General features: G+C 46.3%; 14 protein-coding genes and 1 tRNA gene. 10 read left to right on the forward strand and 5 right to left on the reverse strand.

Going from position 1 to position 14,831, the window contains the following annotated elements; translation table 11 throughout:
- The 5 genes from JW727_00005 to JW727_00025 all read left to right on the forward strand — a co-directional run.
- Window positions 1-3,043, forward strand: a 3,043-nt coding sequence (locus JW727_00005; GenBank protein ID MBN2094407.1) for a hypothetical protein, incomplete at its 5' end; no start/stop codon positions are given.
- A 3-nt stretch (window positions 3,044-3,046) separates the two neighbouring features.
- Complete coding sequence (locus tag JW727_00010; protein ID MBN2094408.1) at window positions 3,047-4,063, forward strand: hypothetical protein; 1,017 nt, start codon at window positions 3,047-3,049, stop codon at window positions 4,061-4,063.
- A gap of 46 nt (window positions 4,064-4,109) precedes the next feature.
- On the forward strand, window positions 4,110-5,048 hold the full coding sequence (radA, locus tag JW727_00015; GenBank protein ID MBN2094409.1) for a DNA repair and recombination protein RadA: 939 nt from the start codon (window positions 4,110-4,112) through the stop codon (window positions 5,046-5,048).
- Window positions 5,049-5,070: 22 nt separating this feature from the next.
- Entirely contained in the window at window positions 5,071-5,523 is a 453-nt protein-coding gene (locus JW727_00020) for a hypothetical protein (protein MBN2094410.1), read from the forward strand.
- Between the two features lie 65 nt (window positions 5,524-5,588).
- A complete protein-coding gene (locus tag JW727_00025) occupies window positions 5,589-5,999 on the forward strand; it encodes a hypothetical protein (GenBank protein MBN2094411.1) in 411 nt (136 codons plus the stop codon).
- Between the two features lie 27 nt (window positions 6,000-6,026).
- On the opposite strand, the gene JW727_00030 is transcribed toward JW727_00025, so the two are convergent.
- A tRNA-Ile gene (locus tag JW727_00030) sits at window positions 6,027-6,235 on the reverse strand.
- Between the two features lie 73 nt (window positions 6,236-6,308).
- On the opposite strand from JW727_00030, the gene JW727_00035 reads away from it, so the two are divergent.
- Genes JW727_00035 through JW727_00045 form a run of 3 tightly spaced genes read left to right on the forward strand, consistent with a single transcriptional unit; the run spans window position 6,309 to window position 8,813 of the window.
- The gene (locus tag JW727_00035) at window positions 6,309-7,211 is read left to right on the forward strand and encodes a hypothetical protein (protein MBN2094412.1); all 903 of its coding nucleotides are present in this window, start codon (window positions 6,309-6,311) and stop codon (window positions 7,209-7,211) included.
- Between the two features lie 30 nt (window positions 7,212-7,241).
- Window positions 7,242-7,811, forward strand: a complete 570-nt coding sequence (locus JW727_00040) for an HDIG domain-containing protein (protein ID MBN2094413.1) — start codon at window positions 7,242-7,244, stop codon at window positions 7,809-7,811.
- A gap of 6 nt (window positions 7,812-7,817) precedes the next feature.
- The gene (locus JW727_00045; protein MBN2094414.1) at window positions 7,818-8,813 is read left to right on the forward strand and encodes a DHH family phosphoesterase; all 996 of its coding nucleotides are present in this window, start codon (window positions 7,818-7,820) and stop codon (window positions 8,811-8,813) included.
- Window positions 8,814-8,997: 184 nt separating this feature from the next.
- Here the strand turns inward: JW727_00045 and JW727_00050 are convergent, their stop codons facing one another.
- Window positions 8,998-9,519 (reverse strand): hypothetical protein, encoded by a 522-nt coding sequence (locus JW727_00050; protein MBN2094415.1) that lies wholly within the window; start codon window positions 9,517-9,519, stop codon window positions 8,998-9,000.
- A 26-nt stretch (window positions 9,520-9,545) separates the two neighbouring features.
- On the opposite strand from JW727_00050, the gene JW727_00055 reads away from it, so the two are divergent.
- Window positions 9,546-10,208 carry a hypothetical protein gene (locus JW727_00055; protein ID MBN2094416.1) on the forward strand — a complete coding sequence of 221 codons (663 nt, stop codon included), beginning with the start codon at window positions 9,546-9,548 and terminating at the stop codon, window positions 10,206-10,208.
- Here JW727_00055 and JW727_00060 read toward each other — a convergent pair whose 3' ends face one another.
- Together JW727_00060 and JW727_00065 are read right to left on the reverse strand one after the other, a co-directional pair.
- Window positions 10,209-11,669 carry a proline--tRNA ligase gene (locus JW727_00060; GenBank protein MBN2094417.1) on the reverse strand — a complete coding sequence of 487 codons (1,461 nt, stop codon included), beginning with the start codon at window positions 11,667-11,669 and terminating at the stop codon, window positions 10,209-10,211.
- A 10-nt stretch (window positions 11,670-11,679) separates the two neighbouring features.
- Window positions 11,680-12,123: a hypothetical protein gene (locus JW727_00065; protein ID MBN2094418.1), complete on the reverse strand. Its 444-nt coding sequence runs from the start codon at window positions 12,121-12,123 to the stop codon at window positions 11,680-11,682.
- Between the two features lie 144 nt (window positions 12,124-12,267).
- Here JW727_00065 and JW727_00070 point away from each other — a divergent pair, with 144 nt between their 5' ends.
- Window positions 12,268-13,284: an iron-containing alcohol dehydrogenase gene (locus tag JW727_00070; protein ID MBN2094419.1), complete on the forward strand. Its 1,017-nt coding sequence runs from the start codon at window positions 12,268-12,270 to the stop codon at window positions 13,282-13,284.
- 41 nt (window positions 13,285-13,325) lie between these two features.
- Here JW727_00070 and JW727_00075 read toward each other — a convergent pair whose 3' ends face one another.
- Window positions 13,326-14,798, reverse strand: a complete 1,473-nt coding sequence (locus JW727_00075) for a glycoside hydrolase family 57 protein (protein MBN2094420.1) — start codon at window positions 14,796-14,798, stop codon at window positions 13,326-13,328.
- Between the last annotated feature and the right edge of the window lie 33 nt (window positions 14,799-14,831).

Raw genomic sequence — 14,831 nt, forward strand, 5'->3', positions numbered from 1 at the left:
CACAAACGGAAGTTATGCTTTAAACCTCTCGGTCCAAACAGACGGCGTATATAATATTACCGCCATCTCTTATGACCTTGCAGGAAACACTAACTTGAGCACAATCAACCTAACCATAGACACCATAAGCCCGCTTGCAGTCATAGAATTCCCCGAATCCAACAGCACCCTTAACTCCCGAACCCTGATAATAAACTTCACCCTTGTCGAGCCAAATGTTAACGGGACAAACCTTTCCATTAGGAACTCGACTGGAGATGTTGTAAATTCCACAACCTCATCTCAAAACGGCTCTGTGCAGATAAACCTTTCCGTCCCGGAAGACGGAAACTACAACCTGACCTTTCGGGCATATGACCGGGCAGGAAACAACGCCTCAGCTGTTGCATCGAATATAACTGTTCTTACCGCGCCGACTTTGAAGATAAGGCCTTCATGGACAGAAACCTATTATCTGGGAAATGCCACGATTTCGGCGGGGGAATTGGAAAATACAAGCACCACAAGGTCTCTTTACCTTAACTTAAACCAGACAAAGATTCTGCAATTCTTTGTCAACAACTCCGGCGTAAGCGCGCTTGAAAACCTTACTGCAGAGCTTTACGGGTTTTCAAACATCGAGGCAAACCTTTCCTGGGCAGACGGCTGCAACATCAGCGAGCCAAGAAATGTCTCGGCAGGAGAAGCTGTGGCGCTTAACCTTACAATTCACTCGAACGCTTCAGGTTTGTCCACCGGGGGAATATATATAAGCACCCTGAACGGCGAGCCATACCCCGACCTGAACATGTCTCTTGCCGTAAACTCCACAAACTTAACTATTGTCCGGCTTAACTCAAGCAGTGGAATATATTATTCGAACTCGACAGAGGAGGTGGAGGTTGAGTTTTGGGTTTACCTTTATGACAACTCCACTCTGGACACTTCCTGGCTTGGAGCTTACAATGCAACCCTTTTGAATTCCTCAGGGGAGGGAGCGCAAAACCTCACGCTTAGTGTTTTGGATGGGCTTTTCAGTGTGACTCTTAACACTGCGGGCTTATTGGATGGAAACTACACCTTGTTTGGAAACTGGACAGACCTGAACAATAACTCGGTTAGTTTAAACCAGTCGCTACAGCTTTTAACGCCGGTGGACATTTATGCAACAGTTCTTCCAAATGAGAATATGGTTGTCAAAGGAGACAATTTCACCTTCAGGGTTAACGTAACAAAGTCGGGCACTCAGGCCGTTGGAAACGGAACGGTTTGCATAGCCCTGCCAGGAGACATCACGAACCTTTCGGGAGGGCTTTGCCAGCATTTTACGGATTCTGATGGAAATTTTTCCATGCTCCTGAACTGGACGCTTGGCACCTCCGCAAGAGGGACTTATCCCATAAACATTTCCGCTAACTTTACGGACTTCCGGTTCGACAAAGACACGCAAAAGAATGTATCTGTAAAATACGGAGACCTTGACCTTGACTGGAAATACAGCTCTAGTGACCCTCCAAGCGGGGTTGACACTTCAGACAGCTTTTATGTGAGGGTGCAGGTGACAAATGAAGGTGACCTAAACGCGACCAGTGTAGGCCTTGAGATGACGTACAGCTCTTCTTACTTTACCCGGATTAGCGGCACCAACCCGTGTTCCCTTGGAACTCTCGTGCCGAACGAAACTGAGTACTGCACCTGGGTTCTTCAGGCGGGAAGCAGCACCGTGTCAAACAGTGTCATTCAGGTTTCCGTCTCCTCTGCCCAGAATGCTACGCTTCCCTCAGCCATCTCCCGCCAGGTGGATGTAAGCGTGCCATCCACTCAGCAGACAGAAACAACGACCACCACGACAAACACCGTTGCGCCAACCACAACAACCACAAGCATTGCCTCGGCAACTTTTATAAAGCCCACATTTTCTGACCTTACCCTTTTCCAGGGAGACGATTACTCATTTATTGTAAACGTCAAGAATAACGGCACGAAGAAGCTTAACAACCTGCACCTGCAGGTTTCGGGAATAGACTCCGCATATTATAAGCTTGGCTCGAACACAAAGACAATTCTTAACACTGGCCTTTCAAGGGACTTAAATTTCACGTTCACGATTCCGGAAGGCGCTTCGGCAGGCACTTCTGCGGTTGTCCTGAAGGCGGTTTCGGATGAAGGGACCTGGACAAAAAGCATAAACCTTAATGTGCGCGGCTTTGACCTGGCTGTTTCAGGACTTGAAAACCTTTCTGTCACGCAGGGGGAAAACAAATCAGTAAGCTTTTCGATAAAGAACACGGGGGGAAAGAAGCTTGACAACCTTTCCCTGTCTTTGCAGGGCATGGATACAGAAAAGTACACGATAAGCCCGCAGGTCGTTTCAGCCCTTGCAGTCGATGCATCCCAGAATTGTGCCCTATCATTTTCCCTGCCTGAAGATTTTGAGGTGGGCCTTGCAAACATAACGCTTTTGGTGGAGTCCACAGAGAAAAATTTCACTCGCGGCCTTGTTCTGGCGGTCCTGCCCTGCGAGGAAGGAAAGTCAGAAATATTGAACGAATACAAAAAGCTCACAGAAAGCTTTGAGCGGCTGCTTGAGGACTATGAAAGGGTCGATTACGAAAAGGCAAATTCCACTAACCTGACGAGTAAGGTCGAAATTGCAAACCAGACAATGGAGCTTATAAACCAGAGCATAGAGAGAGGAGATTACCTTGAGGCAAGCCGCCTAATAAATGAAGCCCAAACCTCTCTCAACGCTCTTGAGTCTTCAATCGCTGAGGTAAAGTCTCCGGCGGGGCCTGGCTCCACATTCCTGATTCTTGTTTTCGTCTTCGGCGCGATGCTTGTGGCAGCCGCGCTCTTTTACACATACTCGCCAAAACCAAAGCAAAAGGCGGGCAAGGGCTACTATGTCCCTATGCCCGGAGAAAAGGAAAAAGAAAAGCAGGAATCCACACCAAATAAAGGAATCAAAAAATACCTGGCAAAGTTTTCCAAAAAAGCAGAGCAGGACAAGGAGCGAAAGAAGATTATAGAAGAATGGCGAAAGAAATACGGGCCTTCAAAGTAGCATATGGAATTAGACGATAAAAGCCGGGAAATCTGCATACTTCTTTTTTTGTCGCTTATGATTTTCCTGGGGTTCTACCTTTTTTACGCTGCAGGCATGTCTCTGGATTATCTTATACGGATGAATGCAGAGCTTCCGGAGAAGATGGTGATGTCGGCGCAGGGGGAAAACGCTTCCTTTGTGGTTGATTTACTAATGCCTGTTTTTATGTCGATTACTTCGCTTCTTTGCTTTTGCGCCGTTTTTGCAGCGCTTTCAGTGAGAACAATTGGTAAAATCCACTATGCCACTGCAATTCCGATAATAGTATCTGGTGTGCTTTTTGGTTTTTCGATAATGTATCTTTTCTTTGCAGCAGGCCTTTTTGCAGCATCCATTTATTCTGTTCCGCTTGGGGAAACATATCGCCAGGAGCTCAAAAAATGGCGGGAGTTTCGGGTTGGAAGCAATACTGCGTCAAAAGCGCTTTTTGTGCTATTTCTTTTTGTTTTTGCAGGGTCTTACATTGCGCTCTCCCATGACGGCGGGTACAAGGACCATTTTTATTCTGAAGTAAAGTTGGGTGTGGCTGGGCTCGTGCAAAGAGAGGTGGACAATTCCCTGGCTCTCCAGGGTGCCTCAAATGAGGAATACCTTTCGGCATCGATGGCTGCACTTAAAAGCGACAACCCTGCTTTGACTGATGCAGAGATTCGGGCAGCAGAAACGGCAATGAGAGAGGGGCTTTCTGACCAGGAGGAGGATTACGCTGCTTCAAGGGCGCAGGTTGACGGGCTTGTCGAGTCAAGTTTAGAGAATTCACCTCTTATGGGCGCGATTTTGTTCTGGTTTCCGCTGGTTTTCAGCTTTACGATATGGGCCTTCCTGGAGCTTTTGCGCGGGACGATTCTTTCCCCGGCCGCCGGGGTTTTCTCATATGTTTTCTTCAGAATAGGCGCATCTCAGGACGGCTCTCGGGGACAAACACAAACACTAAAGCAAAAACCAAAGCAGATTGGCTATAAGATATTCCAGGAGTAGGTCTTGGATTATTTAAAGGAAACCTGAGGATAATATTATACTTAAAATGGCAGCAAACCCTTTGAAGGATTTACCCGGAGTCGGTGAAAAAACAGCTGAAAAGCTTGTCGAGGCAGGGTACGATGACTTGATGGCAATTGCAGCGGCTTCAATAGGAGAGATTTGCGATGCAATCGATTGCGGGGAGGGCACTGCCGAGAAGATTATTGAGGGTGCGCGCCATGCAGTCAAGATGGACTTTGAGACCGCAGAATCTGTTTTCGAAAAAAGAAAGCAGGTGAGAAGGATCACTACAGGTTCCTCCAAGCTTGATGGGCTTTTGGGTGGCGGAGTCGAAACTGCGGCAATCACTGAGGCGCATGGTGCTTTTGGCTCTTCAAAAACTCAGCTTGCGTTCCAGCTTTCAGTAAACGTGCAGCTTCCTGAAGAGCGGGGGGGCTTGAACGGAAGCGCAGTATTCATTGATACGGAAAATACCTTTCGGCCCGAGAGAATAGAGATGCTGGCTAAAGCTCTTGACCTGGACCCCTCCGAAGTTCTGAAAAATATTTATGTGGCCCGGGCTTACAATTCCGACCATCAGATACTTCTTATTGAAAAGGCAAAGGAGCTTTTAAAAGACAAAAATGTCCGGCTTCTTGTAATTGACTCTCTCACCTCACTTTTCAGAAGCGACTACAGCGGAAGGGGCGAACTGGCTCCAAGGCAGCAGAAGCTTAACCGCCACCTGCACAACATCCAGAAATTGTCCGAAGTGAATAATGTCGCGGTTTACATTACAAATCAGGTTATGGCAAACCCCGGGCAGCTTTTCGGAGACCCGACAACCCCGGCAGGAGGTCACGTTCTTGCGCATGCCGCAACCTATAGGATGTACATGAGAAGAAGCCGGGAAGACAAGAGGGTTGCTAAGCTCATAGATTCCCCATCAATGCCTGACGCAGAGGTAATCTTCCGCGTGACGAACGAAGGCATAAGGGATTAAATACATACTAAGAACAATATTTATGGATTATAAGAAGTCCAGCCCGTTTTTTATAGCTCTTTTGCTGTTGGCTGTTGTGCTGTTTTCGGGATGCATCTGGACGGAAAACCCTGACGAGTCTCTAAATAGCGAAGGCACGCTCCAGCCGCCCATGGAGGAATATCCCCCGCAGGAAACTCCTGAAGAGGAAATAGATCAGATCCCTGTGGAAGAATCGCTTCTTGAAGATGGAATTTCCCTTGTGCTTGGGGTCGGCGAAACTTTCTCGCTTCAGGGCGAGACGAAGCTTTTTGAGTTTGAAGTCGTCAGCATCGGTCAAAATGCCATAACCCTGAGGTATGGCGCAGACACCAGATTGATTTCTCAGGGCGAATTTTTCGACTTTGGTGACGTTCAGGTGAAGGTTATATCAATCCAGTATGCAGATTCTGCAGATGATAGGAGTGTTGAGCTGAGCATTGCAGGCATTCAATAGCAATGCGCAGTTTTAGAGTTTTATCTGTTTTTGATTGTTTCTTTTGCAAAAAGCCCTTAGAAATTATGCCAAGGCAGTATGAGAGGAAAGATTGCAATAGTGTTGCAAAGGTTGGTCAGGTTTTGGAGATAGAGGAGGGTTACCTATCCAGAGTTCAGGAGGTATGTAAACCAAACTTCACTTGTTGCGCGGATATTGAACTGGAAACCGCAGTGTTTTTTGCCGAGCCAGAAAATTTGGATGTCGCTGTTTGGGTTCCTTATAATTCCAGGATTTTGCTTGAGGGAAATAGGTACAGGGTTCTTAGGGGGAAGCCCTTCATAGACTGCCGGGGCGTTTGCTTTGGCACAGAATGTATTCAGGATGATTTTGGCAATCGGTTACCTATGGAGAATTTTGATGGAAAATCCGCCCGCGTGGAATATCTTGGCAGGACAATATTGCCCGATAAGGTTTATAAACCGTTGGTGTATTAGTCTTCTAAGCTGCCATTTTAAAAAATATGGGCCCGGGGAGATTTGAATTCAGTAAGCCCTTTTCTTCTTAAGAAAAGGGATTTCTCCTGACCTCCGGCTTTTACGCCTCATAAGGGGCAAAACTGCCCTTTAGTATGCTTCTCGGCACGAGCCGAAAAACAGGCCTTATAAGACCGGCGCTCTAATTGCCTAGCCAAACTATGGAAGTTTTGGCTTCCAAGCTGAGCTACGAGCCCATAAAAATAGAGCAAAAGTGATAAATTTAGGAACTCTTACCGTTTATGGATATATTATTTGTGTAGTTTCCTTATGGTAGTTAAATATCTTCCTAAAGCAATAGCCAATCATCAGAATATGGTCAGAAAAATTGCCCAGATGGACCTCCCGGAGAGTGAAACTTCTTTTTTAAGAAGCAGCCTTGGGAGGACAAACTCTTACGAAAAAGGGATACTTGGGCCTATGTTTTATCATCTTGGCGGTGGGAGTGAACACGATTTGGAGGCTCTTAAGGATGTGGGAGACTGCCTTTGGTTAATACGGGTGGTGGACAATGTCGTGGACGGACATATTACGGGTCAATCCATGGAACCTGACGCAAGAAAACTGTTTTTATATGGCGTGGCAGATTATATATCCGGCATTTCAGATGAAAAAGAGTTCAGGAAGGTCGTTCCGAAGGAAAGTGGTGTTTTGGGGGCAGTTGAGGTGGCAAAATTTTTTAAAGAAAGTCTTCACGATCCACCCACGCTCTACTTTAGAGAGAATTTGTCCCTTCTGGCGAGAGACACAATGGGACTGCCATCCACAACCATTCAGGACTATGAAAATAACCTGGTGGCTGGAGGGGGTGGTACGGGAACGCTACTCTTGGAATTGGTGTCTGGATATCCCGACTTTTCACACAAGGACCATGAAACCACACGGAGCTTTGCTTCGGATTTTGGTACTCTAATTCAGATTGCCGATGGTTTGAAAGATGGAGATTATTGCCTCTCTAAGTATGATAATTTAAGACTTGCTAAAAGCTATTGGAATCGCCTAAAAACCTACCATGATAAAGAAGAGAGATTTAGAACTTTCGAAAGAGAAGCTTATCTAAGCATAATGGCCTTAGGACTCTTGGGAGTAAGGCCCTATAAAATACTCAGGAATTACTCCACCCACAACATTTGGTCATTGACGGGAGAGGCACTAGGCCTACCCTCTAAGTAACCTATTCAAATAGATTTTCCCTTGCTAATTATGGATAATCTGATAAAACTTGCTGAAAAAATAAAGGACAAGGATTTACGAGAAAAGACCATTTCCCTGTTAAAAGACCCCAAGCTTTCAAACCCCGCCCTGGCTTGCAAGCCGCTGAAAATAGAGGATACTCCTGGCGGCTTTCCCGGCTTTGAGCACCATATGGAAAAAGGTGGGCTGATAAAGCACACGGAGGGAGTCACGCTTCTTGCAATGCAGATGGCGGATTTTGTTGAGGAAAGGTACGGCACTGTAAACAAGGACTTTGTAATCACCGCCGCCCTTCTTCACGACATTATGCGCCTCTACGACTTTGATAAGATTGGTGACGAATACTCCCTTCAGGACAATCTTCTGGAGCATGAGGAGCTGGGTGCGTGCGAGCTTTATGCCCGGGGCTTTCCTGAGGAGATAGTCCACATGGTCCTAAAGCACCTTAAGCCAGAAGGGCAGGGGCTCGAGGGGACAATTCTCCATTATGCAGACTCAGTGGACTCTTTCTCTGACTTTTATTTCCGGGAGCTTTCGGGGCATGAATGCGGCTGCGAATGTTGCCATGACGAGGACTAGCTTAGGATGAGACAAGACGCTCTGGAATTCCTGAAAAACCTGAAGCCCGAGGACAACGTAAAGGTTTTTTCCCACGTGGATGCTGATGGCATCTGCTCCCTTGCGCTACTTATAAGGTTCATGCGGGCAAGGGAAGTAGTCCCTCCAGACAAGCTTCCGGTTTATCAGCTTACTGATGTACCGCCTCTTTTTATAGACCCTGCAAAGAACATGATTTTCATGGACCTCAACTCTGACACCATTTTTGATTATCTCACTGAAACCACGCTCCTTGTTGATCACCACATTTTTGAAAAAAAGCCCACCTGCGTTTTCTACAATCCGCGTGAGACAGAGCCGGAAGCGTACCTTCCGGCAGCTTACCTTATGTATGACCTCTGCTCTGAGCTTGAGTTTATGGAAAACTCGAAATGGATTGCGGCAGTTGGCATAATCGGCGACAAGGGTGAGCTAAACTCTCAGGTCTGCAGGGATTTTTTGAAGAGTTTTGACGACCACGAGAAGCTCCAGAGGGTTGCTGACTTCATCTATTCTGTTTTCCTTGTTGACGGAAATGTGGGAAACGAAAAAATGGTCGAGGCGCTTCTCTCGGCAAGGTCGCCGGAAGACATTCTCGATAACCCCTATTTTAGATACTGCTATGATGAAGTTCAGGGTGAGGTTTCAGGATCAGTCAAAAAAATGGAAAAGGATGGAATTTTCCGCTTTATTGAAACAAAATCAAAATACAACATAAAGTCAATTGTCGCCGCGCAGGCGCTTGACAGGGAAAAAGGGATTATTGTCATCGCCTATTCATATAATGACGAGCACGCAAAGATGTCCCTTCGAACCGACACAATAGTTAACCTTGGAAAAATCACAAAACTGGCCGCGGAGAAAGTCGGGGGCAGCGGCGGAGGGCACGAAAAGGCAGCGGGCGCAAGGGTTCCAAGAAGCAGGTTTAGCGCTTTTAAGGAGGAATTGATTCTTGGCGTTGAAAATGAAACTCAAAGTTCCTAGCGGCAGAAATTGAAATCAATAAACTCATAAAAATGTGCTATTGATTTTTCAATAGTATTTTGCTTTCTTCAAGAGCTGCTTTTACTGCCCTGAAAATTATTTCGTGGCCCTTTGAGTTTGGATGAAGTCCATCCTTCAGTATTTTTTTGTATTTTGTGGTTTGAATCTTACTAAAAAGATCCACCTAGGGAATTTTCTCTTTCAGGCAGACCTCTTTGAGAATTGCATTATATTCTTGAAGATATTCATTTTTATAGCTTGCGTCACGGTCCCATGGAATTGGACTTGTTTTTGAATCATTTATTGGAGTAGTGCCTATAAAAATTATCTCTGGAGAGAACTCCTTGGCGTTTTTTATTAGCTTCACGATATTTTTTCTGAAATCTTCCTTAGGCACTGCAAAATTATTTTTGCTTTTTAGAAATCGCGAATCGTTCTTTCCTATTGCGAAGACAAAAATAGTTCTTTCATCTTTTTCGAACCGTGCATTTGCTTCATGTTTAAATCGCTTGAGTAGAGTCTGTGAATTTTCCCCGATTGTGGAAGCTACACCAAGATTATATACCTGATAGAATTCTTCCTTCCAAAATTCTGGAGTGGATAATAGCTTTTTTTCGAGATAGGTTCTGAGTTTCTGAATCCATCCTCCATTTAAATCCCACGCGCCCCACGCGATGCTGTCACCAAACACGAGTATGCGAGTCATAATAGTTCCTTGCGGGTAAATTAGATATGAATCTCAGGTTTGTAATCGACCAGGAATACGATGAATCATTAGTGGGGGATGAGTGCATGAGGAAAGCGTTTGGTTACAAAAAAGGCGCTCTGCAGAAAATGAGGGATATTTACAAGACTTCAATGCCTTACCTTAAGCTGACCCGCAAGCTCTACCAGGCCTCCTGGAACAAGATCAACAATAGCTTCTCAACGTATGTGGAACAGACCACCAGCTACAATTGGTTTTACACGAAGTATTCCTGTGTGCTCTCGGTTCTTCATGAAGGGGTCTCCAGCTGGGCGGAAGGCCCCAGGATTGTCAGATGGTGGAGAGAAAACCCTTACACTATGAGGAGAATTACTGCCCATGAATTGGTACTCTCCCATTATTTTGAGATTTACAAAAGGCACTATTCAGAACATGGCTTAACTGACAATCAGGTCTGGGCACTTGCTGAAATTGCTGCCTTTGCCCTGACCTCCCTGACACCAGAGGTAAAGAAATTCTGGCCCTGGGGAGATTCTTACTACACTGACCACAATTATCCACACATCGTTCCGCTTCAGAATAAGCTCAAGCGCGCATTTCTTAGCCGAAAAAGTTTTGACGAATACATCCTGAAAGGAATTCGCTTAGTCAAGAAATATCCTCGTATGAGCCCATTTGGGATTCAGTAATCAGTAGCTCCTGCAGCAATAAACATATTCTTTTGCCTCCCTTCCGCAGGCGATGCACTTTTTGCCCTGCGGCCTTGCACCCGAAGGGGTGTTTTCTTCATCAGGATAAACTGTTCCTGCAATCTCGGCAATTTCTTTTAGCGTTTCAGCGCAGGCCTTTCCATCAATTTCCCTCGAGCAGAATGGGACCTTGACAAAGCCCTTCTCGATTTTTTCCTTCAGGCCATCAATAGTTTCAGCTTCGAATATGCGCTCCTTAAAGTATTCCTTTGCCCTAACGCAAAGATTTTCCTCTATTGATTTTTCAATAGCTTTGATGGCTTGCTCCATGTCCTCAATCTTTGCCTGTGACTTTTCCCTTTTGTCTCTCCTGAATATGCTGACTGTCTTTTCTTCGGTTTCACGAAGGCCGACTTCAAGCCGTACAGGGACTCCCCGGATTTCCCACTTGTAGAATTTTGAGCCTGGGCTTTCGTCCCGGTCGTCGATTTTTACGAAGTACTCCTTAAGCCGCTCGCTTATCTCTTTTGCGTAGCAGAGGACTGCTTCCTCGCTTCCCTTTTTGAGAATGGGCACAATTACAATCTGGATTGGCGCGACTGAGAAGGGCAGGCTCAGGCCAAAATCATCCGAATGAAGTGAGATTATTGTTGCAGCCGTTCTTGAAATTGGAGGTCCGTAGCAGGTTTGGTGGACAAACTTCTCCTGCTCGTCCTTGTCTGTAAACTTGATGCCAAATGCTTTAGAGAAGTTTTGCCCCAGGTAATGGGTGGAGGGGAGTTGAAGCCGCTTTCCGTCAGGAAGCATTGTGTCTGCAGCAAATGTGGAAACTGCCCCGTTGAATTTATCCCAGTCTGGGCGCCTGAAAAATAGAACCGGCACATTGAAATGGTTTAGCACTGTTGCGGTGGTGTCCATGTCAGACTTTACCTGTGCTAGTGCTTCTTCTTCGGTTGCAAATGCGTCGTGCGCTTCAATCCACAAAAATTCCCTAAGCCGGATAAGCGGCTTTGTCGCCTTTGTCTCGTACCTGAAAACCGAGCAGCTCTGGAAGCATTTAAGGGGGAGGTCTTCATGCGACCTCACCCAATAAGGGTAGACCGAGTACATTGCAGTTTCGCTTGTTGGCCTTAGGGCAAGCTTTCTTTCAAATTTCGTCCCGCCTGCTTCAGTAATCCAGAAGACTTCCGGAGTAAATCCCTCGACGTGCTCTTTTTCCTTCTCAAAATTTTCCTCTGGAATTACGGTTGGGAAGAGAACTTTTCCGTGCCCCTTTTCTTTCAGCTCTTTTTCCCAGACCGAGTAAATCCTATCTACAATCTCCATAAGCCAGGGCCTCATTATGTAGAAGCCCTTTACATTGTACCTGTCTTCGACAAGCTCTGCCGCCGAAAGAATTTGTAGGTACCACTCTGAAAAGTTTTCTGACTTTGGAGTTAAATTTCTTGGCTTTTCTACCATAATTATCTAATTATTTCTTCTCTGGAGATGCCTTTTCCTTTTTTGGCTTTGCCTCCTTCTTTGATTTGGTTGGTCTTTCTTCTGCCTTCTTCTCCAGCTTTGACTCCTTTTCCTTTTTTGCAGGCGCCCTTTTGGCAGGTTTTTCCACCTTTTTCTTTCCGTTTATAATCTGGGTGTATTTTTTCCTCTTGTCTTTTTTTAGGCTCATTCTGGAGATAATTCCGCTTTCGTAAATTGCCTTTTCTGCGTCAGCAACCTTGTCAGACTTAAGCGCGATTTTAAGCTTTGTAGGAACCAGGTGCTTTAGGTTGCACCTTTTCGCCTTGCACATGCCGTATTTCCTGACTCCTGCGATATTTGCGAAGTGGCCTTCCACGCTTAGTACGATGCAATACCTTCCGGCCTCTCGCCCATATATCTTTTTGCATACCGTTCCAGCTTCAATAATCACCATTACTTACTTTCACCAAATTTTAAATATTGCCCCTTTGAGGGCAAAGAGGTGCATTTTGCGCCGGAAGGCAGGTTTCTGGGCATATATGCCAGAAAGCCATACAAAAACGCAGGCAGCATTGCCTTAAGTTTGGCCACTAAAGTTATGGAGCTTGGAGATATTCTTGCCGCACGCCGGATAGAGCTTAAGTATATAGAGGGGCCTTGCTACAAAAGTGAGAACCTGCCTCCAAAGCTGGTAATTACGAATGACGATGAGTTTACCAAAAATCTTCTCCGGTCTGCGGGTTTTGACAGGTTTCACCTGGTTTCATCGGCTTCAGTCGAGGTGGCGGACGCAATTTCGCATAGCGCTGGAGAAGGTGAAATACTGGGCGTTGGGGGCGGAAAGGCAATAGATGTGGCAAAAAGGGTGGCGCATATCCTGGGACGCCCCCTTATTGCGTTTCCAACAGCCCCCTCCCATGACGGGCTCCTGTCAAGAAACTGCTCCCTTGTAAACGGCTCCGGGAGAAAGTCTATCCCTGCAAAGTATCCCCGAAAGCTTGTCATTCCCCTTCACCTTTGGAAAAACTCCGGCCGGCTTCGCATGGCGGGAATATGCGACATTTTGTCCAATATTGTGGCGCTTGAGGATGTCTCCCTTGCCGCTGATAGAGGCGTTTCCTTTGACCCCTTTTACAGGGACCTGAGCTTGTCCTCAATAGAGCGAGTTGCCGGAATGAAATGCGACCGGGACCTGGCAGAAGCGCTTGTTATGTCAGGAATAGCCATGGAAAACGGCTCAGAGTATTGCTCAGGAAGCGACCATGAGGTGGAGCGGCTTCTTGAGGGGCACTTTGGCGGAAAATACCTTCACGGCCAGCTTGCAGGCACAGGGACGCTAATATCCGCAAAGGTCTACTCGATGAATGCAGGCCGCCTGCCGCGAACTCTTACATTTGACCCAAATGGGCTTTACGGCAAGGTTTTGGAGCGCATGAGGGAGAAGGGGGTTCTGGATTTTGCCATTATGCCCCTGAAAGATCCTTCCTTTAAGCCCAATCTTCTAAAAGGCCTTAGCGGAGTAAGGCCTGAAAGGTACACGCTCTGGAATAGCATCTCTTCCGAAAAAGTCGGCTGGGAAAAGGTGGTATGGGAAATTGAGTCTGACGGGCAGTAGGGACTCTGAATAAAGGAGCCATATAAACCCCAAAAACAAAATCACATTAAAGATAGTTCTGCAACCCTGGAATTGACTATTCTTGCCATCGTAGTCTGGTTTTGGGCCCTCCTGATTTTGTTTGCCAAAACAGCATCGCCCACAACGTGCTCGAGCCAGTTTGCAAAGTCGTTTTTAGTGGTATCTACATGGGCCTTGTAAGTGGTTGTGTCGAGCTTTCTGATGGCTTTGGCAAGCTCTTCCACCTTCCTGAAAACTTTTCCATCTTTGCAGTAGAATTCTTTGCCGGCAGGTACCTCGTTTAAAAGGTGTTTGCTCATAAAATTAGTCTTTTCTTTTTTAATATAATTTAGCTGGTGGCGCAGGTCAGCCAGGGCATTCATAAATACCACAAAGGCCTCATAGGGGTTATCGTATGGATTGAAGTACTTGTGGACGTCTCCGTCTGAAAACCACTTTGTGCACATATAGTAAAAGTGGTCTGACACCTGGAGCATCCTCCACTTTTCCAGCATTTCAGGCGTCCCATGCCGCTTTATTTCCTGCTCTATGGCGTATATTTCCTTTAGGGCCGCATCCTGCATCCCATTGCCTATCCAGGCGCTAAGGTCCCTTTCCGTGTCCGCCCAGGAAACCATGTGTGGAAAATCGATTTCGGAAACCACAGGGTACCTCTTTATGGCTTCGGTTGGAAGGACAAAATCGTCCCCTCTTTTCAGGATTTCATGCGGAAGGTGGCTAAGGAAGTCGAATATGCCGGTTTCTTTCCACTGGTGCTCGCCAAAGGTCTCGTAGTCCATGAAAAGGTTGATGAGGTTTCCATTGCCGTTGTGATGGCCCACCCAGTTGGCGAACTTGTCTGCAGTAAGTGGCCAGCCCTTCCAGCCCCGGTTTGAAAACCTAAATGCAATATCATCGCTAAGCCGGTAATTCTTCAAGAGAAGCTTTATGCCGCTCCCTTTTCCCTGGTAAACAAAGCAGGGACTTCTCCACTCGAGAACCTTGTCCCATCCCTCAGCGAGAACCGCCTTGTAGCCCATCTCCTCTGCGATTTTTCCCACGTCGTTCTGGTAGACCAGCTCGGTGTTTCTAAATATCTTGGGCCTAACACCAAAAACCTCCTTTAGGGTCTTTTCCTGCATCCTGACCTGCTCTTTGAATTCTTCTCTTGAGAATACATAAGCAAGCGAGTGGAAATATGTTTCCCCGACAATGTTGCAGCAGCCGGTGTCGACAAGCTTTTTGAAGCTTTCAATTATATGGGGGTATTCCTCAAGCTGCTTTAGGAGAATGCCGGTAATGGAGAAGCTTACCTTGAACTTTCCGTCAGTCCTGTGTATAAGGTCAAGGAGGTGCTGGTTTGTGGGCGCATAGCTCTTCTGTATGACTCTTTCGAGAATCTCCTTATTCTTCTCTTTGTCGAAGTAGTCCGAATGCCTCCCTACATCAAAGACCCTGTATTTTCCAAGCCGCATCGGCTGGTGCACGTGAAGGTACATGCAGACAGAAACCATAACAATATAATACAATTATAATACTCCAGGTCT

Source organism: Candidatus Aenigmatarchaeota archaeon (assembly GCA_016932615.1).
GTDB lineage: Archaea > Aenigmatarchaeota > Aenigmatarchaeia > QMZS01 > QMZS01 > JAFGCN01.

Bases quoted from the DNA above. Each gene is read 5' to 3' on its own strand.
- JW727_00010 (MBN2094408.1), top strand. From the start codon at position 3,047: ATGGAATTAGACGATAAAAGCCGGGAAATCTGCATACTTCTTTTTTTG.
- JW727_00055 (MBN2094416.1), top strand. From the start codon at position 9,546: ATGAATCTCAGGTTTGTAATCGACCAGGAATACGATGAATCATTAGTG.
- JW727_00075 (MBN2094420.1), bottom strand. From the start codon at position 14,798: ATGGTTTCTGTCTGCATGTACCTTCACGTGCACCAGCCGATGCGGCTT.
- radA (MBN2094409.1), top strand. From the start codon at position 4,110: ATGGCAGCAAACCCTTTGAAGGATTTACCCGGAGTCGGTGAAAAAACA.
- JW727_00050 (MBN2094415.1), bottom strand. From the start codon at position 9,519: ATGACTCGCATACTCGTGTTTGGTGACAGCATCGCGTGGGGCGCGTGG.
- JW727_00040 (MBN2094413.1), top strand. From the start codon at position 7,242: ATGGATAATCTGATAAAACTTGCTGAAAAAATAAAGGACAAGGATTTA.
- JW727_00035 (MBN2094412.1), top strand. From the start codon at position 6,309: ATGGTAGTTAAATATCTTCCTAAAGCAATAGCCAATCATCAGAATATG.
- JW727_00045 (MBN2094414.1), top strand. From the start codon at position 7,818: ATGAGACAAGACGCTCTGGAATTCCTGAAAAACCTGAAGCCCGAGGAC.
- JW727_00065 (MBN2094418.1), bottom strand. From the start codon at position 12,123: ATGGTGATTATTGAAGCTGGAACGGTATGCAAAAAGATATATGGGCGA.
- JW727_00060 (MBN2094417.1), bottom strand. From the start codon at position 11,669: ATGGTAGAAAAGCCAAGAAATTTAACTCCAAAGTCAGAAAACTTTTCA.
- JW727_00025 (MBN2094411.1), top strand. From the start codon at position 5,589: ATGCCAAGGCAGTATGAGAGGAAAGATTGCAATAGTGTTGCAAAGGTT.
- JW727_00020 (MBN2094410.1), top strand. From the start codon at position 5,071: ATGGATTATAAGAAGTCCAGCCCGTTTTTTATAGCTCTTTTGCTGTTG.
- JW727_00070 (MBN2094419.1), top strand. From the start codon at position 12,268: ATGGAGCTTGGAGATATTCTTGCCGCACGCCGGATAGAGCTTAAGTAT.